We start from the raw sequence: 18807 nt of genomic DNA on the forward strand, positions 1-18807 counted from the left end.
CGCACGAGTCCCAGGTAGAGTACCCCTCCCGTCTCAGACCATCTCCAGCTTCCTCGAGCGCACGGGTTTGAACTTCTGGTTCGGCGACCAACTCGTGATGTGGCCGGCGACCGCGCTCGCGGCCACCGAGTACGGCGAGCCCAGATAGAGCTGCCCGGGACCGGAGCGGCCCGGGAAGTTGCGATTCTGCGACGACATCGAAACCTCGTCGGGTGAGCTGGTCACGCCCGGTCCGGCAGCGATGCACGCGCCGCACCCCGGCTCGATGAACTCGGCGCCCATGCGCTCGAACAGGTCGAGGTAGCCCTTCTCACGGCAGTACTCCCGCACGTCGGTCGAACCGCACTGGATGAAGACTTTCACGTCGGGGTGCACCGCGAGCCCCTGCGCGTCCGCTTCGGCGAAGACGGCTGCGTACATGTCCATGTCTTCCTTTTTTCCCGCGGTGCACGAACCGGCGTACGCGATGTCGATGCGGATCGGGTCGTCGCCGAGCTCGTCAATGCAGACGCCGTTCCCGGGGTCGTTCGGTAGCGCCGCCATCGGACGGATCGTGGAGGCGTCGATCTCGATCACCTTCACGTATTCGGCTCCGGCGTCGCTCTGCATGCCCTCGGTGAGCGCGAGCGCCCGCTCGGGGTCCATGCCTCGCTCGTTCACCATGAACTCCACTGACCTGTCGTCGGCGCCGATGATGCCGGTGAAGGCGCCGACTTCGGCAGCCATGTTGGTCATCGTCGCGCGCTCGTCGACGCTCAGCGCCTCGATCGCCGGGCCGGCGTACTCGATGATCTGCCCGATCGCGTGACCGTCCCGGACGTACGGGTGCCGGAGGATCTCGAGCATGTAGTCCTTCGCCGTCACGTTCGCTGCCGGTTCGCCCGAGATCACGACCTTGAAGGACTGCGGCACGCTCACGCGCACGTCCTTCGTGATCCACGAGTTGAAGATCGCGGTCGTGCCGACGCCGAAAGCGACCGCCCCGATCGCGCCCGCATGAGGTGTGTGCGAGTCCGTGCCGATGATGAGCATGCCCGGCTCGGCATATTCCTCCAGGATCTTCGAGTGGCAGATCGCTTGCGAGCCCAACTGCTGGCCCATCTGTTCGCCATACAGCTTCACGCCCTGCCTCTCGCTGAACTCGCGCTGCTTCACTTCGAGCTCGTTGGCGGCGTCGAGCAACCCATCTTCGATGCGCTCCTGGCTCATCACCTGGGACAGGAAGGTCAGGTGGTCGCGGAAGAACAGGATCGAGTCGGGATCCACGACCTTGGCGTCTTTCCCGACTTTTTCCTCGAAGAAGATCGACGCCATAGGGGTGACGTATTCGTGGCTGAAGCGGATATCAGCCCGGAAGAAACCCGCGTCGCCCGGCTGCACCCACGGGACGCCGGCCACCCCCTTGCTCGCGTCGGTGACCATGTGCCTGGCGAGGATCTTTTCGGCGACTGTCATCGGGCGCTCGCTTGCCGCGCCGACCTCGAGCGCGGCTGCGACGGGGATCGTCACCTTGTTTTGCAGCCGCGCCACATTGAACTCGAAGAGTCCACCGTACTCGATGATCTGACGGGTGATCTCGTCCTTACCGGCTGTGAACTCCGCGAGCTGAATCTCCTCTCCCGCCTTGATTCGGTCGATGATGTCGAAGTCGCTCGTCGTCAGAACTCCCAGGTTCTGGCAGTTTTCGTTGTAGATCCGCTCGATGCTCTCCGCGACGACGACCTTGATGCCCGCGTGCAGCTCGGCGTACGGGCTCGCTTCTCGACTGCTGCCCTTGCCGCGGCGCTTCCCGGCCACGGAGCATACGAAGCCCCCGTCGCGGACGGCGTTGCGCTCGACGGGATATTCGGTCTCACCCGTGGTCTGGTTCGTCGCACGGAGGCCCAGGTAGGGAAAGTCCCCCAGGGTCTCGTCATAGAAGAAGCAGATGTATGCGGGCGTGATCTCGTCGGTGGAAATCTGGTCACGCAGTCGCTGCTCGAGTGCGTCCGTGAGTTCGATGTCCGTGCCCTCGTAAAGCTGGGCCTTCAAGAGCTCTGCATCGTCCAGCAAGTACAGGATGCGGCCCTCGAACGTCAGCGTCGTCGAACGCTTCTCGATCGGTCGATCCAGCAAGTCCTTGATCATTCGCCGAGGGTTGAGGTTGGGCCCGTGGTACACTCGGGGGACTCGAAAGGTGTCCCGGCCAGGACGCGGAGACTGCCGCCGGTGGTCAACTAGGGGCTTTCCGGTGCGTCCCGCGGTCGCAGCGACCGTGAGAGGGAGAATCCTACGGCGACATCAGCTGAAATCCACGCCGAAGAAGAGCACCGCGATGATGATCGACGCCACCGCGACCGGCGCCACGAAGCGGATGAAGAAGCGCCACGCGCCGTACCGGAACCAGGCCGGCTCGGTACCGTCGGCGAGCTCCCCTTCGGTGGCATCCCGGGTCATGAACCATCCGGCGGCCAGCGTCACGGCGAGACCGCCCGTGGGCAGCATCCAGTTGGAGACGAAGTGATCGGCCATCGAGAACCAACCAACCTTCCCTCCGAACACTTTTTGTCCCAGCCAGCCTCCGAACTCGAGGTCGGTCACGAACGGGACGGCGCCGAAGGAGACGGCCGCCAGGACCGTGAAGAGGAAGACCGCGCCGCCGCACATGAGCGTCGCCTTGTGACGGGCCACTCCGTGCTCGTCGATGACGAAGCTCGCGACGACCTCGAGCAGTGATATCGTCGATGTCAGCGCCGCGAGCGCCACGAGCACGTAGAAGAGCGGGCCGAGGATCGTTCCGAACGGCATCTCGGTGTAGAACAGCTCGGGCAGCGAGATGAAGAGCATTCCGACCGTCGATCCGCCCACCTGCTCCGCCATGCCCTCGACGCTGAAGATCACCGAGAACATGATGACCGTCGCGATCAGCGCGATCAGGGTGTCGAGCACCACTATGACGGCGGACGCTCTCACAATCGACTGGCCGCGCGAGATATACGAGCCGTACGTGATCATCGCGCCCATGCCGAGCGACAGCGTGAAGAACGAGTGGCCCAGCGCTTCCAGCAGGGCCGTGGGCTCGAGCTCGGCGAAGTTCGGTCGGAAGATGAACGCCAGAGCTTCGCCCGATCCACTCATGCCGAGTGCGCTGATGAGCAACAGGACCAGGATCCCGAAGAGGACCGGGAGGAAGAGGCGCGCGATCCGCTCGATACCCCTCTGGACACCGAAGTAGACGACCCCGACAGTCGCTGCGCTGAACCCCAGGGAGAGCATCAGCTGCAACCCCCCGTTCCCGGCCTGCTCGCCGAAGAGATCACCCATGGCGAGCCCAGTAGGAAAGCCGCTCAGGGTCCATCCGACCGTCTTCGCGAAGTAAAAGAGCGACCAGCCAGCGATGACCGTGTAGTAGCTGAGCAGGATGAAGCCGCACAGCACACCCCACAGGCCCACGAGACCCCAGGCCGGTCCGACAGCTTCCTTCAGTGCACCGACCGCACTCTTTTGCGTTGAGCGTCCGATCAGCAGCTCTGCCATCATGATCGGGAGTCCGACCGCGGCGATGCACAAGAGGTACACCAGCACGAACGCGCCGCCGTTATTCTCCCACGTGATGAAGGGGAATTTCCACAGGTTGCCGAGACCGATGGCGGAGCCCGTGGCCGCGAGCACGAAGCCCATGTTCGAGCTCCAATTACCGCGTTGCTGCTCTTCCATTCGTGTGCGCTCCGGCTTTTGGTAGAGCCGTTCGGCCTCTGGGAGAGCCGTCCGGCGACATGTCGCCGCTTGCTGGGTCTGGGACGGGCGACAACATACCGGCAGCTTTGAACTCCCAACAGGCAGTGGTTTACACTGTGCCTGGGCGCCGGCGTGAGGCCGGATCAGGCCGTGACCCTCATTCAGAGAGACGCGATGATGCGTCGATTCGTCGGACTTCCTCTGCTGGCCGTGGCCGCAGCGGTCTCGGCGTGCGCCGGTGAGCAGCGCGACACGCAAGGCGAAGCCTCGGTGGACATTCGCGCCGCGCTGCTCACGGCGGGTCCGGTCAGCGACGCCGGTTGGTACGCGGGCGCGTACGAAGGGCTCATGCTGTTGCGGGACTCACTCGGAGCCCACGTCAGCCACCAACAGACCCGCACCCCCGCCGAATTCGACGAAGCCTTCCTCTCTTATGCTTCGACGGGTTACGACTTGATTTTTGCACACGGCTCCGAGTACACGGACGCGGCCATGCGGGCTGGCGAACAGTTTCCAGGCACGACGTTCATCGTCAGCGGAGGGGGCCGGTACTCCAGCAACGTGGTGCCGCTGATCTTCCGGTTGGAGGAAGCCAGCTACCTGGCCGGAATGATCGCGGCGGGCATGAGCGAGTCAGGTACGGTGGGTATGGTGGGCGGAGTCGAGATCCCTCCGGCGAAGGGAACGTTCGTGGCCTTCGCGGCCGGCGCGAGAGCTGTCGACCCGGACGTTCAGGTCCTCGAGGCGTTCATCGGAAACTGGTATGACGTCGCGGCGGCGAAGGAGGCCGCCGTGGCACAGCTCCGACGCGGTGCGGACGTGATCATCCACAACCTGGATGGGGCGTCCTTCGGGGTCTTCCAGGCCGTGCGGGAGGCCGTCGACGCGGGCAGGACGGCTTGGGCGCTGGGCATGAACGGGGACCAGAACGACATCGCTCCCCAGATCATTCTGGGCAGCGCGGTGATCCGTATTCCGAAGGCGTTCCTTCAGACGGCGATGGCCTGGAAATCCGGTGATCTCGGTGGGGGGCCGTTGTACGCCGGCTCCGACGAGCAAGTAGTCGACTTCGTGCTCAACCCGCGACTCGCCGACCGTGTGCCGGACGACCTCATTGCGCGCGTCGATCGGGCACGAGCCCTGATTCGTTCAGGGGCGCTCCAGGTGCCACGCGTGGCCTACGTCGAGGACGAGCCCGGGGCGCCGTGAGCGAGGTACTCGCCCGGCTCGACGGCATCGTCCGCCGCTTCGGGCGCGTCACCGCGCTCGACGGCGCAAATCTCGAGTTGCGCGCTGGTGAAGTGCACGGGGTCCTGGGTGAGAACGGAGCGGGGAAGTCCACTCTGCTGAGCATTCTCGGCGGAATGCTGCGCGCGGATGCCGGGACGCTGACGTTGGGCGGGGCGCCCGTGACGCTGCGCAGCCCCCGGGATGCCTGGGCGAACGGTATCGGGCTAGTGCACCAGCACTTCAAGTTGGTTCAGCGGCTCACTGTTCTCGAGAACCTCGCTCTGGGTCGTCGTACTGCGTCACATGGCTGGCGACTACCATTGCGAGAGGTCGGAGCACGCGCGGATGAGCTGATGGCGCAGGTGGGTCTCACCGTCTCTTTGCACGCCGTGGTCGAGGAGCTCGGTGTGGGCGACCGGCAGCGCGTCGAGATCCTGAAGGCGCTGCTCAGGGAGCCGAGGCTATTGATTCTCGACGAGCCCACCGCGGTGCTCAGCCCGCCGGAGGTCGAAAAGCTCTTGGCTCTGCTGAGAGGTCTCGCGGCTGACGGGCGGGCCGTGGTGCTCGTGACGCACAAGCTCGACGAGGCGCTCTCGGTTTCTGATCACGTGACTGTGCTGCGCGAGGGCCGCACGGTCTTGAGCACAGGACGCTCCGAGGTCGACGCGGCGGTGCTCACACGGGCCATGGTCGGGGCCGAGCCGCCAAGCGACTCGCGGCGAGCACCACGGTCGGCCACGGGTGGCGGCGAGGTCGTCGCACGCCTCCGCGACGTGAGTGCAACGGGGCCGCGGGGTCTGGCTGCGCTGCGAGGTGTCTCCCTCGAGCTTCGTCGCGGCGAGATCGTCGGTGTCGCCGGAGTGGAGGGCAACGGCCAGCGTGAGTTGGCGCTCGTGCTCGCGGGGCGTGCCGAGCCGGCGTCGGGAGACGTCCAGATCCCGAGCGGCACGGGATTCATTCCGCAGGACCGGACGTCCGAGGGGCTCGCGCTCGACTTTGACCTGGCCGAGAACGTCGCTCTGGCGGCCCATCGTGACGGGCACTTCCGTTCAGGCTTCTTGCTGAAGTGGGGTGAGATCAGGATGCGGGCTGAGCGGCTGCGCACGGAGTTCGCTGTGCAGGCAGCGGACACCGCGGTACGCGCGGGAACGCTCTCAGGCGGCAACCAGCAACGGCTCGTAGTGGGACGGGAGCTCTCGGCGTGCACGGATCTGCTGGTGGCCGAGAACCCAACTCGTGGCCTCGACGTCGTCGCCACCGATTTTGTGCGCCGACAGATCCGCGAAGCGGTGACGGCGCGACCCGGAGCGGCAGTCGTCCTAATCTCCACGGATCTCGACGAGGTCCTCGCGCTCTCAGATAGGCTCCTCGTGATGGTGCGCGGTCGCCTCACCGAGGTCCCTCCCGATCAGCGGACGAGAGCCGGGGTCGGTGCCCTGATGCTTGCGGCGCTCGACGCTTCCGGGCACGGCGCGTGAGATGAGGCGCCTCAGTCCCGTCTGGACGGCTGCCGCGGCGCTGCTGCTCACGCTGGCGCTCGCCGCGGGCTCCCTCTGGCTTGGCGGCTTCAACCCGCTCTCGGCTGGTGCCGCGATGATGCGAGGCGCGTTCGGCAGCTCGAGCGCGATCCTGTCGATCACGATGGTACGTGCCGTGCCGCTCATCCTCACCGGTCTCGCCGTGGCGCTGGCGTTCCGTGCGGGTGTCTGGAACATCGGCGCGGAGGGGCAGCTCTACGCAGGGGCCGTCGCGGCGGTATGGGTGGGGCTCGTCGGCGGCGGGCTGCCTTGGTTCGTTCTCGTGCCTCTCGTGCTCGCGTCCTCGGGCGTCGCCGGTGCGCTCTGGTCGGCGCTCCCCGCGCTCATGCGAGTGCGGCTCGGGATCGGCGAAGTCATCACGACCATCCTCATGAATTTCGTCGGCATCTACTTGGCGGCGTTCATGGTCGTGGGCCCGCTGCAGGAGGCGCGCGGCGTCTTCAATCAGACGGACGCGATCGCGGAAGCGGCTCGGCTGCCTCTGCTCGTGGAGGGGACCCGACTGCACGTTGGCTTTCTGCTGGCGCTCCTGCTCGGAGTGGCGATGTGGGCAACGTTCCGATGGACCCGCATCGGCTTCGAGATCCGGGCGGTCGGGGCGGCACCGAATGCGGCTCGAGTCGCTGGGATGATCAGCGTCGATCGGGTCGTGCTGATCAGTTTCTTGGCCTCCGGGGCGATCGCGGGACTCGCGGGTGGCGTGCAGGTGGCAGGCGTTACCTTCGCGCTCTACGAGGGGCTGTCTCCCGGTTGGGGCTACACGGCGATCGCGGTCGCTCTGCTCGGCGGTCTTCACCCGATCGCGGTCATCGGCACCGGTATGCTCTTCGGTGCCCTCGAAGCCGGCGGCGCCGAGATGCAACGTTCGGCCGGGATCCCCTTGTCGTGGGTCACCGCGGTCGAAGCGCTCGTGATACTCAGCGTGCTCGCCGTGGACCAGGTCAGGAGGCGTTCGCATGCCTGAGGCCGTGGTGTTCATCGCGTTCCTCGAGGCTTCGGTGCGCCTCGGTGTACCGCTCGCGCTTGCGGCAATGGGTGAGGCCATCACCGAGCGCAGCGGCGTGATCAACATTGGACTGGAGGGCTCGCTCATTGCCGGTGCGTTAGGGGGCGCGATGGGGGCGATGGCCTTCGGCGGGGCGGGCGGCGGTCTCCTGGTCGGCGCGGCCGCGGGGGCCTTCGGCGCGTTCGTATTCGCGGCGTTCTCGATCGGCCTCGGCACCGACCAGATCATCACCGGCACCGCGATCACGCTCGGAGGGCTCGGATTCACCGGTGCGATCTACCAGGCGCGATTCGGTGCGACCGGTGCGGTGCTTTCGATACCCACGCTGGCTCCCACACCGATCCCCGTGCTTTCCGATATTCCGCTGGTCGGCACGGCGCTCTTCGCTCAGGCACCGACGGCGTACCTAGCGTACCTGCTTGCGCCTGCGCTTTGGTATTTCCTCTACCGGACCGAGTGGGGCCTCGAGCTTCGAGCGGTCGGCGAGGACCCCGACTCCGCGGAGGCTGCGGGGGTGCGCGTGCTGTGGACCCGCTTCTGGGCGACCATATTCGGGGGGACGATGGCGGGCATCGCGGGTGCCCACCTGGTACTCGCGCACGCCGGCACGTTCGCCGAAAACATGAGTGCCGGCCGGGGCTTCATCGCGATCGCCGTGGTGGTGCTCGGGCGGTGGAATCCCCTTCTGGTGCTGTTGGCGGCACTCTTCTTCGGGGCGGCGAACGCACTGCAGTTCCAAGGCCAGGCGTTTGGACTCGACGTGCCGTACCAGCTCTTCCTGGCGTTTCCGTACCTGCTGACCCTCGCGGCGCTCGCGCTTGGCGTCGGGCGGTCTCGGGCGCCGGCGGCGCTCGCGCTGCCCTGGCCGAAGCAGGAGTAGTGGTCGCAGTGCACAGGGCTCGAAAGACGAACCCGCCTCAACCGGGCAAACCCAACGCGAGCAAGAACTCCTGAAAACGGGGATCGTCGCGCAAGAAGTCGAAGATCGGATCCACGCTGAGGTAAGGGATGTTCTGGTCGTGCGCCTCGTAGGCCAGTTTCAGGTACTCGAGCGCCTCTTCTCTGTCGCCCGCCCTCGTATAGAGCGTTCCGATCTGCCACGGAGTGACGTGCATCGTGTCCGAACGCGCGACGAACAACTCAGCTACGGCCCGAAGCGCCCCGGAGTAGCCCCCCCCGCCGCATTCCCGTCGTCGAGTGCCGCGAGGATCTCCGCGTCCCCCGCATTTGAGGCCCTCCAGATGTCCAAGGCCTCATCGTGCCGACCCATCAGATGGTACGTCGTGCGCAACGACGTGAGCGCCATGCCATAGTCCGGCGTCCGAGACAACGTCTCGAGCAGCACACTTTCGGCTTCGCCCCACCGGCGCATGGAGTTGAGGGTCATGCCGTAGATCGTCTGGATCTGGGGGTTGAATGGATCTCCCTCCGCTGCGCGGGCGATCTCTGCCGCCGCTTCATCATCGCGCCCGAGGTACAGCAGGAGATGGGAGTAGTACGCCCGCGATTGCGAATCAGTGGGGTTGGCCGCGAGCACCCGGCGGAAGGCAGCCTCTCCCCCGACCCAGTCCCAATCCCCCCAGACTCGACTTCCCCAGAGCATGCTTTGCACCGCCGCCAGCGTACTATCGATCTCCATCGCTCGGGCCATGGCCGCCGCCCGCCGAGGTGCGGCCTCCGCGGCGGAAACGAAGCCCATTTGCGCCCGCCCGCCCCAGACGCTCGCGATCCCGGCATGCGCCTCGGCGTTGTCGGGGTCCCTGTCCAGGACCAGCTCGTAATAGTCGAGAGCGGTTTGCAGTCCCTCGCGAGAGAGTTTCTGCTCGTGAAAGCGGGCCTGAAGAAGCGCTTCGAACACCTGAGGATCGACGTCGGGGGCAGCGGCCAGGCGAGCCTCGGATGCAGGGCTCAGATCCAGGTCGATCTCGTTGACGATCGCCCGGGTTACGTCGTTGATCAGCGACAGCACGCTTCTCAGTTCCGCGCGGTACGAGCCGAACCAGAGTAGCTCTTCCGTGGCACCGTCGGTGAGCCGCAAGTCGATCTCGACGTGGTCTCCGGTCAGCAACAGGGTTCCCTCGATCAATCCGTCGACACCCAGCTCTCCGGCGATCTCCCGGGCGGACTTGTTGCTGTTCCGGTACTGCCGCACGGACGTCGGGCCGATGACCCGCACGCCGGCCCGCGACAGCTCCTGAATGAGGTCGAGGTGGAGGCCGGCGACGAAGAAGTCCTGGGTCGAGTCGTTCGTAGAAAACAGTGGTAATACCGCGAGCCGCTCCATCGCCGGGCCGCCCAGCATGTTCGACAGCGTCCATGCGAGACCCGCCACCAGCGTTACTCCCGCTGCTCCCGCGATCAATCGCACGCGTTGAGCCCGGCGTCGCTGCCCGAGCTCCTCCTCGATGGCCCGGGCAGTGACAGCCACCTCGAGTGCCTGCGTGAGTTGGGCCGGTGTGTCGAACCGGCCCGCCGGTTCAACGGCCAAAGCCGTGCCGACAACGTGCTTTACCGTGGCCGGCACGTCCGCTGGCACCGAGCGGAAATCGGGGACCGATCCGACGAGTTTCTGCGCAAGGATAGCCTGCGGGCTGGAGCCCCAATGCGGAGGCCTCCCGGCGAGCATCTCAAAGAGAACGCAGCCGAGACTGTAGATGTCGGTACGCGCGTCGATCTCGCTGTCTCCTGAGGCTTGCTCCGGGCTCATGTAGGTGAGTGTTCCGACGGCCAGGCCCGTCTCTGTCAGCGAAGTACCGCCGGCCTTGGTGATCGCCCGAGCGATCCCGAAGTCGGCAACGACCGCGTGACCCGCCTGGAACAGGATGTTCTCAGGCTTGATGTCGCGGTGCATGAGCCCCTGTGCGTGCGCGTAGTCGAGCGCGTCGCCAACCTCGCACGTGATGCGGACCGCCTCTTTGAGCGGCATTAGCCCCTCGCGCTCAAGTCTATCGCGGAGCGTATCCCCATCGACGTACGGCATCACGAAATAGAGAAGCCCATTGGCCTCACCGGAATCGTGCAGAGGGAGGATGTTGGGATGCGAGAGGTTCGCCGCGATCTCGATCTCGCGCAGGAATCGCTTCGCTCCCAGCGAATGGGCGACATCGGGCTTCAGGACCTTGATGGCGACCCGGCGGTGGTGTTTCAAGTCCTCGGCGAGGGCGACGACGGCCATACCACCGCGTCCGAGCTCCCGTATGACGCGGTATCGACCCTCCAGTTCGCGTGCTAGGCGGTCGATGACGTCAGACATGATCGAAAAGATGTAGGGCGCTACGAGCCTCGGCCAGAGCGACTTTTGAGCGAGCACACTTCCTCGTGCGGGTGTCATGGGAACGAGACTCCGCCCTATCTTTCGTTGAGTCGTCGTAGTTCGATGCGCTCTGCCCGAGGTCGGTGTGACGATGGGATCATTCAGTTTTGTGTGGACCAGGTGTGCGCTCCAGGCGGCCACGCTTCTGACGATGGGTTCGAGTGGTCTGGCAGCGCAGTCGATGGAGGGCACAGGCCTCGTCCCGACAGGACTTCTCCTCCGTCAGATGGAGGGCGTGAAGCGCGTCCTCATGATCGGGGCACACCCGGATGATGAGGACACGAGCCTTCTCACCTCACTCGCACGGGGTTGGGGCGCCCAGACTGCGTATCTCTCGCTCACGCGGGGGGACGGGGGTCAGAACCTCATCGGTCCGGAGCTGTGGGAGGGGCTCGGGGTCATCCGCACCGGTGAGCTCGAGGCAGCTCGCGCGCTCGATGGCGGTCGGCAGTTCTTCACCCGAGCCTTCGACTTCGGGTACTCGAAGAGCGCGGATGAAGCCCTCACTCTGTGGCCTCGCGAGCAGTTGCTGCACGACGTGGTCTGGGTAGTGCGCACCTTCCGGCCACACGTGATCGTTTCCGTGTTCAGCGGCACGCCTCGCGACGGCCACGGACAGCATCAGGCCGCCGGTATCATGGCTCGTGAGGTCTTCGAGGCGGCGGGCGACCCCAACCAGTTCCCCGAGCAGCTCGAGAGGGGTGTCGAGGCATGGACGCCGGCCAAGCTGTACCAGTCGGCGCGCCTGCGTTTCGGTGGGTCGAGACCCCCGGGTGATGCTCCCGACATCGTAGTGGAGACGGGGGCGTACGATCCGCTGATCGGGCGATCGCACTTCCAACTCTCCATGGAGAGTCGCAGCCAGCATCGGTCGCAGGACATGGGCGCGCCGCAGCCGGCCGGTCCGAGGACGACCGGAGTCGTTTTCGTGGCCTCGCATGTCGAGGGCGCCGAGAACGAGATGTTCTCGGGCATCGACACGACGCTCGTGGGACTCACCACTGGCATGAGCGACGCGAATGCCGCCGAGGCCACAGCGCACCTCGAGGCCTACCGAAGCTCGCTTGCGCACGCGCGGGACGAGTTTGGACTCGACCTGTTTGCGATCGCAAGCGACTTGGCCGAGGCGCTTGGCCATCTCGACCGAGCCATGGGGGTGCGCGGTGGCGGCACGGAGTTCCGAGAAGCACTCGAACAGAAGAAGCTCGTCGCGACCCGCGCCTTCATGGCTGCGGCGGGCATCGACTTCGATGTCCGTGCGTCCGACGACCTCGTCGTGCCTGGGCAGACCGTTCAGGTGCGAGTGCAGTTGTGGAACGGTGGTCAGGCCAGGCTGAGGAGCCCGGAAGTCGAGTTGTTCGGCGGCGCGGATTCAGACTGGCCGGTCACGCAGCTTTCCGTCCAGGGGCTGGCCGATGACGGGAGCGTGGCTCCGGAGAGCCTCGTTGCATGGACCTACGAGCTGAAGATTCCGGAAGGCGCAGAGTTCTCGCGGCTCTATTTCCTGCGAGAGGCCCGGCGGGGGGCGATGTACGAATGGCCGGATGCGTCCCGGTTGTGGGGGCTTCCCCGCGATGGTCCAATCGCTCGAGCGGGCCTGCGCTTCATTCCGTATCACGAGGGCGTCGCGATCGGCGCCCGCACGGAGAGTTCGGCGCCCATGCGCTACGTCGGAGTCGATCAGGCCAAGGGCCGGTTCGAGAAGCCGGTCCTAATCGTGCCGGCGGTCTCGGTTGCCGTGACGCCGGGTGGAGTGGTTTGGCCTCAGGGTCAGTCCGACGCTCGGACGATCACCGTCTCCCTGCGTTCGGAAGCCGAGGTGCGTGTGTCGGGCGATGTGGTACTCCGGGCTCCGGACGGGTGGACCGTTTCTCCCCTGTCGCAGCCCTTCGAGCTGACTGCCGCAGGGGCCGAGCGCTCGGTAGCGTTCGAGATCCAGGCTGGACCGTCTGTCACCGATGGCGAGCACGTTTTCCAGGCGGTCGCGCATGCGGACGGCGAAGCGTTCGGTGAGGCCTTCGCGCTCATCGACTACGAGCACATCGAGCGCTCGGTCATGTTCTCCGACGCCGAGGCACGGGTCACGGTCGTGTCGGTTGCGGTCCGGGACGGGCTACGGGTCGCGTACATCATGGGCACCGGCGACGACGGTCCAACGGCGATTCGTCAGATGGGTGCCTCGGTCGATCTGCTCACCGAGGCGCAGGTGCGAGACGGTGCGTTCTCCGGCTACGACGTCATCGTGTTGGGGGTGCGCGCCTACGAGATACGTCCCGACGTTCGAGCTTCGAACGCTCAGATACTCGACTTCGCCCGCTCCGGGGGCACGGTCATCAATCAATACAACCAGTACCAGTTCTCGAACGGTCGGTACGCTCCTTACGATCTGACGATCGGGCGGCCCGCCCCCCGGGTGGCGGATGAGACCGCGCCGATCACGATTCTCGAGCCCGACGCGCCGATCTTCACGACCCCGAATCGCATCACCCAAGACGACTTCGACGGATGGGTGCAGGAGCGAGGCCTCTACTTCGCGAGCGAGTGGGGTGACGAATACGTGCCCATGCTCGAGCTGAACGATCCGGGCGAGCCTCCTCGGCATGGGTCGCTACTGGTCGCGTCCGTCGGGGACGGCGTGTACGTCTATACCGGCTTGTCGTTCTTCCGGCAGTGGGCGGGCAGGGTGCCCGGCGCATACCGGCTCTTTGCCAACCTGGTCTCGCTGGAGGCGAGCGACTGGGCCGCCTTCGCGGCAGGACGATGAGCACACAGGATGAGCAGCAGCAACCGCAACACATAGCCTATTCGCCATACTGCTCGAGCTTGCCCTCGTGGCCTCCGAATCGGCTGAGAGCCATGCCCACTGCCAGGACCGTCAGGGCCCCGATCACGTTGTGCCAGAGGAACGAGACGTCGGGGGCCCCGAACGTGACGGCCGCGACCACGCCCATGCCGGCGAGCAGTCCGACGAACGCTCCGAGGCCGTTGGCGCGCGGGATCATCGCGAGTAGGAAGACGCCCAGGATCGATCCGTAGAAGAACGATCCGAAGCGGTTCACTACCTCGATGAGAGATCCCAGCGTCGCCGCATACGTGGCGACAACGCAGGCGAATACGCCCCAAAATGCGGTCGCGCCCTTCGAGACCTTCAGGTAGTGCGCGTCGTCTCCGTCGTCCTTCACCCAGCGCCGGTAGAAGTCGATGACGCTCGTTGTCGAAAGCGAGTTGAGCTCGGCCGCGATGCTCGACATGGCAGCTGCGAGAACGCCCGCGATGAAGAGGCCGGCCAGTCCGATGGGAAGCTCGGAGAGCACGAAGCGTGGGATGATGTAGTTCGTGTCCTCCGATTCCGTGCCGGTCACCTCCTCGGCCATCGTGAGCGCCCGGCCACGGATCGCCTGGATGTCGGCCTCACGCGCGAGGAACGTCGCCATTGCCGCGGCGGCACCGGTCTCGTCGCTCGCGTCGGCGGTGGCCCGAGCGGCCTGCTCACGCAGCGTGAACATCGACTCGTACTCTTGTTGCAGCGCGTCGTACGCGGCCCCGCGCTCGGCGACCACCGCGGACTCGTGCGTCGGATTGAAGAGTAACGGGGGAGTCGTGAACTGGTAGTAGATGAAGACGAGCACGCCGACCAGCAGAACGAGTGCCTGCAGCGGGATTTTCCAGTACGCGCTCATGAGCAGGGAGGAGCGCGCGGCGTCGACCGACTCGGCCGCGAGGTAGCGTTGAACCTGGCTCTGGTCGGTCCCGAAGTACGACAGCATCAAGAATGTGCCGCCGATCATGCCCGACCAGAACGTGTACGTCTCATTCAGGTCGAAGCTGAAGTCGAACGTCTTGAGCCGGCCTGTAGCCCCCGCGATACGCAGTGCGTCGTCGGGGCTCACCGGCATCTTGAGAAGCAGCACGACGACGATCGCCAGCAGCGCCACGACGATGAGCACCATTTGCTTCACGTCGGCCCAGGCGACCGCCTGAACCCCGCCGACCATCGTGTAGATCACCGTGGGAACGCCGATGAGCGCGACGCTCCACACGAGCGGGATGCCGAAGATCGCGCTGAGCACCACGCCGGGCGCGGCCATGATCACACCCACGGACATGCCCCGGGACAGCAGAAAGAGGAAGGCCGTGAACGAGCGCGTCCTCGCGTCGAAGCGGCGCTCCAGGTACTCGTATGCGGTGAAGACACCGGAGCCGTGCAGCAACGGCACGAGCGTGACGCCGAGGATCACCATCGCGAGCGGTAGCCCGAAGTAGAGCTGTACGAAACGGAGGCCGTCGGTGGCCCCCTGACCCGTGGTGCCGATCATCGTGATCGCGGAGAGCTGTGTCGCCATCACGGAGAGCCCGACCACCCACCACGGCAGGCTCTTGTTGGCTAGGAAGTACCCTTCGACCGAGTCGGTGTCCTTGGACTTCCGGATCCCGTCGATGAGCACGTACGCCAGATACACGACGACGATCAGCCAGTTGATCCAATGCACGCGGTCGCGCTCCTATCCGGGGTAGCGGAGCTGGAGCAGGGCGAGCAGAGCGAGCGCAACGACCTGCACGACCAGCACGCGGATCAGCGTGGTCTTGAAGGTCGAGCGTGGCTCAGAGGTCGCGGGGTCTTCCTTCGGCATGGGTGATCTCTCTCGGAGAGGAGGTTGACCGCGCAAGCTTCGAGTGCCCGCTCCGCCGACGCAAGCCGGTCGTGTCTTTTCCAGCACGATGGTAGACGCGGGCACCGCGGCGACGCGTGTCTCGGCTGCTGCGTTGACGCCCGAGGTCTTGCCGATGCTGTGCGTGGAGCCCTTGCTCGGCCGCGTGCCCGGAGCCGATGAAGTGGGGCAGACGGTGCTTCTCGGATACGACATCTGGCCCGCGCACGTCCTGCGAAGCGAGTAGCGCGTAGCGACGAGGTTCGAAACCTCTAGCGAACCGACCCCGTACGGCACCGGTGTGTAGAATGTCGACATCGGTGTCGACATTGTAGGCATTGAACCGGAGAAGACAGTGAGTCGAGACTTTCCAGGCGAATTCGAGCAGATGGTGCTGCTGTCGGTCCTGCGCCTGGGTGACGGCGCGTACGCGCTCGCGATCATCCGGGAGCTCGATCGCGAAGTGGGCCGTAGGGTCTCGCGTGGTGCGCTCTACAAGACGCTGGACAGGCTCGAGGGCAAGGAGTACGTGAGTTGGTCGACGGAGGAGTCCACACCGGACCGGGGTGGACATCCGAGGCGGCTCTTCACGGTCACGCCCGTCGGCGTCCAAGTGCTGCAGGCGGCGCGCGTGGCGCTCTTCCGTCTCTGGGACGGGCTCGATTCGGTCCTGGGCGAACGTCCGGCGTGACTCCCGGGCCTGCTCCAGTGCCACCTCGTCTCACTGAGCGGCTCCTACGCGGAATCCTGCCGAGAGGGGTGGTCGGCGACAGCATCGTGGGCGATGCACGTGAGGAGTACGCAGAGTACGTGCGCGGAGGCGGGATGGTCCCGGGACTGTGGTACTGGCTCCACGCGCTGCGTTTGGCGGGTGGTTATGTGATCCAAGGGGGAGGGGTTGGGGATATGGGAGCGATGTTCAAGGATCTCAAATACGGAGCCCGCTCACTGACACGCATGCCGGGATCGGCCGCGATCTCGGTTGCCGTGCTGGCGCTGGGGATCGGGCTGTGCTCGTTCATGTTCAGCCTCATCTACGGGCTTTACTTCCGTGGGCTCGGCTTTCCCGAGGAGGACCGACTTCTGGTCATCTGGGAGACCAATGTCGAGCTCAACCAGACCCAGCGGAGCCTCTCGATCCAGGATTTCGCGGACTTCCGTGAACGCCAGACGTCGTTCGAGGGTCTGCTCGGCTTCTACTCGGGCACCGTGAACGTCGCCGGGAGCGAGGCTCCGGTTCGCTACCAGGGTGCATTCGTGACCTCGAACACCTTCGACATCCTCGGTGTCCACCCGCTGATCGAGCGGAGCTTCGTGGAGGGTGAGGATGCGCCGGGAGCCCCACTGAACGTCGTGCTCGGATGGGAGGCGTTCAGGGACGACTACGGCCTGGACCGCAGCGTGATCGGGCGGGACGTTCGGGTGAACGGGGAGCCCGGCACGATCATCGGAGTCATGCCGGAGGGATTCAAGTGGCCCCAGAACCAAGAGGTCTGGGTGCCGTTCCGCGACGATCCGCTCGCTACGGCTCGCGGGCAGGGTCGCTTCGCCACCGTGTACGGTCGCCTCAAGGATGGGGCGACCCGCGAGCAGGCGGAACTCGACGTGGCCTCGATCGCACGGCAGCTCGAGCAGGAGTATCCGGACATCAGCGAAGGGATCGGCGCCAGGGTCGAGACTCCCGTGGAGTCGAACATGAACCCGCAGCTGAACCTCATCTTCGGCGCGATGATGGTCGCCGTGATCGGCGTGCTGTTGGTCGCGTGTGCCAACGTCGCCAACCTCCTCCTGGCACGCGCCGCGATGCGCACGCGCGAGGCGGGCATCCGCGTGGCGCTGGGCGGCAGCCGCCTCCGGGTCATGCTGCCCTTCTTCGCGGAAGCGCTCGTGCTCTCTGCGGTGGGGGCGGTGCTCGGCATCGGCATCGCCTACATAGGCGTCGAATGGTTCGACACCGTTACCGATCCGTCGCGCACAGGTCGTCCGTACTTCATGCAGTTCATGGTGGACGGCCCGGTTCTACTCTTCGTCATCGGCGTGACCGTGCTGACGGCGCTCGCCGCAGGCATCGCGCCCGCATTCCAGATGTCCCGCACCGACGTCAACACCGTGCTGAAAGACGAAGGCCGGGGCTCGTCCAGCCTGCACATGGGCAGGCTGACTCGTGTCCTGGTGACCGCTGAGGTGGCGTTGTCCTGCGCGCTCCTGGTCGGTGCTGGGCTCATGACCAAGAGCATCGTGAACATCGGGCAGGAGGAGTATGCCTATCCGACCGACGAGATGTTCACCGCTCGGGTCGGACTCTTCAATGCGGACTACCCGGATCGCGACTCGCGTCAACGCCTTTGGGAGGATCTGCGGGCGGAGCTGAACGCGCTGCCCCAGATCGCCTCGGCGTCACTTACGACCGCCCTGCCGCACGGCGGTGCGGGCACGCGTCGCATCGCGATCGAGGGGGTTGAATACGCCGATCCGCAGGACATGCCTTCCCCGAACCGCGTCGTCACCTCGACGGGTTTCTTCGAGACCTTGGGCATCGCACCGACCGGACGGGACTTCGTTCTACAGGACGACCTGGATTCCGACCTCGTGGCGATCGTAAACCAGCCGATGGTCGACCGCTACTTCGACGGGCAGAGTCCGATCGGGCGGCAGTTCCGCCAGGGTGCCTCCGACACACTTCCGGCGCTCACCATCATCGGGGTCGTCCCGGACCTTCAAGTGCAGGGTTCGTTGCCCCCGGGTTTCCCCGGATTCGAGCCGGCCGGGTATTACGTCCCGCTTCGGCAAAACGACGTTTCGTTCATGAGCATTGCGGCCATGCCGCGCGCCGGCGCGGCCATGTCCATCACTGGGGACGTGCGTTCCGCGGTGCGCCGACTGGACGCCGACCTGCCGATCTACAACGTGAGGACCGAGGCCGAGGTCATCGATCGCGGGGTCTGGTTCTTCAGCGTGTTTGGGACGGTCTTCATCGTATTCGGGCTCGCGGCGCTGTTCATGGCGTCGGTGGGCCTGTATGGCGTGCTTTCGTTCGCGGTGAGCCGACGTACCCAGGAGATGGGAATTCGCATGGCGCTCGGCGCGGGTTCCGGGGACGTCGTGCGACTGGTCGCCCGTCAGGGCGCCGCCCAGCTCGCCGTGGGTCTCGGCATCGGGCTTGCGCTCGCCTTCGGCGTGACGCGCCTGATCACGATCCTGATGTTCAACGTCGATCCACAAGACCCGCTGGTCTTCGGCCTCGTGTTCGGCGCGATCATCGTCGTTGGCATGGCCGCAGCGGTTTTTCCGGCGCGCCGCGCCACGAGCGTGGATCCGGTGGAGGCGCTTCGGTACCACTGACCAGTACCGCGA

Annotated in this window: 13 protein-coding genes; 8 read left to right on the forward strand and 5 right to left on the reverse strand. The window is 65.7% G+C overall.

Features of this window, described 5'->3' with window-relative positions:
- Positions 1-33: 33 nt before the first annotated feature.
- Positions 34-2127, reverse strand: coding sequence for a 3-isopropylmalate dehydratase (locus IIB36_06035; protein MCH7531311.1), 2094 nt, complete (start codon positions 2125-2127; stop codon positions 34-36).
- Positions 2128-2280: 153 nt separating this feature from the next.
- Positions 2281-3696, reverse strand: a complete 1416-nt coding sequence (locus IIB36_06040; GenBank protein MCH7531312.1) for a sodium-dependent transporter — start codon at positions 3694-3696, stop codon at positions 2281-2283.
- Between the two features lie 195 nt (positions 3697-3891).
- Between IIB36_06040 and IIB36_06045 the strand changes: the two genes are divergently transcribed.
- Genes IIB36_06045 through IIB36_06060 form a run of 4 tightly spaced genes read left to right on the forward strand, consistent with a single transcriptional unit; the run spans position 3892 to position 8371 of the window.
- Positions 3892-4926, forward strand: a complete 1035-nt coding sequence (locus IIB36_06045; GenBank protein ID MCH7531313.1) for a BMP family protein — start codon at positions 3892-3894, stop codon at positions 4924-4926.
- Positions 4923-6425, forward strand: coding sequence for an ABC transporter ATP-binding protein (locus tag IIB36_06050; protein MCH7531314.1), 1503 nt, complete (start codon positions 4923-4925; stop codon positions 6423-6425). The genes IIB36_06045 and IIB36_06050 overlap by 4 nt, the downstream gene beginning before the upstream one ends.
- A 1-nt stretch (position 6426) precedes the next feature.
- Positions 6427-7449 carry an ABC transporter permease gene (locus IIB36_06055; GenBank protein ID MCH7531315.1) on the forward strand — a complete coding sequence of 341 codons (1023 nt, stop codon included), beginning with the start codon at positions 6427-6429 and terminating at the stop codon, positions 7447-7449.
- Positions 7442-8371 (forward strand): ABC transporter permease, encoded by a 930-nt coding sequence (locus IIB36_06060; protein ID MCH7531316.1) that lies wholly within the window; start codon positions 7442-7444, stop codon positions 8369-8371. The genes IIB36_06055 and IIB36_06060 overlap by 8 nt, the downstream gene beginning before the upstream one ends.
- A 37-nt stretch (positions 8372-8408) precedes the next feature.
- Here IIB36_06060 and IIB36_06065 read toward each other — a convergent pair whose 3' ends face one another.
- Entirely contained in the window at positions 8409-8630 is a 222-nt protein-coding gene (locus IIB36_06065; protein MCH7531317.1) for a hypothetical protein, read from the reverse strand.
- A gap of 5 nt (positions 8631-8635) precedes the next feature.
- Complete coding sequence (locus tag IIB36_06070; protein ID MCH7531318.1) at positions 8636-10822, reverse strand: protein kinase; 2187 nt, start codon at positions 10820-10822, stop codon at positions 8636-8638.
- 67 nt (positions 10823-10889) lie between these two features.
- Between IIB36_06070 and IIB36_06075 the strand changes: the two genes are divergently transcribed.
- Positions 10890-13568: a PIG-L family deacetylase gene (locus IIB36_06075; protein MCH7531319.1), complete on the forward strand. Its 2679-nt coding sequence runs from the start codon at positions 10890-10892 to the stop codon at positions 13566-13568.
- Between the two features lie 37 nt (positions 13569-13605).
- On the opposite strand, the gene IIB36_06080 is transcribed toward IIB36_06075, so the two are convergent.
- Positions 13606-15294 (reverse strand): sodium:solute symporter, encoded by a 1689-nt coding sequence (locus IIB36_06080; GenBank protein MCH7531320.1) that lies wholly within the window; start codon positions 15292-15294, stop codon positions 13606-13608.
- A 184-nt stretch (positions 15295-15478) separates the two neighbouring features.
- Between IIB36_06080 and IIB36_06085 the strand changes: the two genes are divergently transcribed.
- From IIB36_06085 to IIB36_06095, 3 genes are all read left to right on the forward strand, one after another.
- Positions 15479-15700: a hypothetical protein gene (locus tag IIB36_06085; GenBank protein ID MCH7531321.1), complete on the forward strand. Its 222-nt coding sequence runs from the start codon at positions 15479-15481 to the stop codon at positions 15698-15700.
- Between the two features lie 141 nt (positions 15701-15841).
- Positions 15842-16144 carry a helix-turn-helix transcriptional regulator gene (locus tag IIB36_06090; GenBank protein MCH7531322.1) on the forward strand — a complete coding sequence of 101 codons (303 nt, stop codon included), beginning with the start codon at positions 15842-15844 and terminating at the stop codon, positions 16142-16144.
- 86 nt (positions 16145-16230) lie between these two features.
- Positions 16231-18795 (forward strand): ABC transporter permease, encoded by a 2565-nt coding sequence (locus IIB36_06095; GenBank protein ID MCH7531323.1) that lies wholly within the window; start codon positions 16231-16233, stop codon positions 18793-18795.
- The last annotated feature ends 12 nt before the right edge of the window (positions 18796-18807 follow it).

Source organism: Gemmatimonadota bacterium (assembly GCA_022560615.1).
Classification (GTDB): domain Bacteria; phylum Gemmatimonadota; class Gemmatimonadetes; order Longimicrobiales; family Gaopeijiaceae; genus UBA1138.

What these genes read in the sequence shown, in the direction of transcription:
- IIB36_06035 (MCH7531311.1), bottom strand. Translation starts at nt 2,127, where the DNA reads ATGATCAAGGACTTGCTGGATCGACCGATCGAGAAGCGTTCGACGACG.
- IIB36_06040 (MCH7531312.1), bottom strand. Translation starts at nt 3,696, where the DNA reads ATGGAAGAGCAGCAACGCGGTAATTGGAGCTCGAACATGGGCTTCGTG.
- IIB36_06045 (MCH7531313.1), top strand. Translation starts at nt 3,892, where the DNA reads ATGATGCGTCGATTCGTCGGACTTCCTCTGCTGGCCGTGGCCGCAGCG.
- IIB36_06055 (MCH7531315.1), top strand. Translation starts at nt 6,427, where the DNA reads ATGAGGCGCCTCAGTCCCGTCTGGACGGCTGCCGCGGCGCTGCTGCTC.
- IIB36_06060 (MCH7531316.1), top strand. Translation starts at nt 7,442, where the DNA reads ATGCCTGAGGCCGTGGTGTTCATCGCGTTCCTCGAGGCTTCGGTGCGC.
- IIB36_06070 (MCH7531318.1), bottom strand. Translation starts at nt 10,822, where the DNA reads ATGACACCCGCACGAGGAAGTGTGCTCGCTCAAAAGTCGCTCTGGCCG.
- IIB36_06090 (MCH7531322.1), top strand. Translation starts at nt 15,842, where the DNA reads ATGGTGCTGCTGTCGGTCCTGCGCCTGGGTGACGGCGCGTACGCGCTC.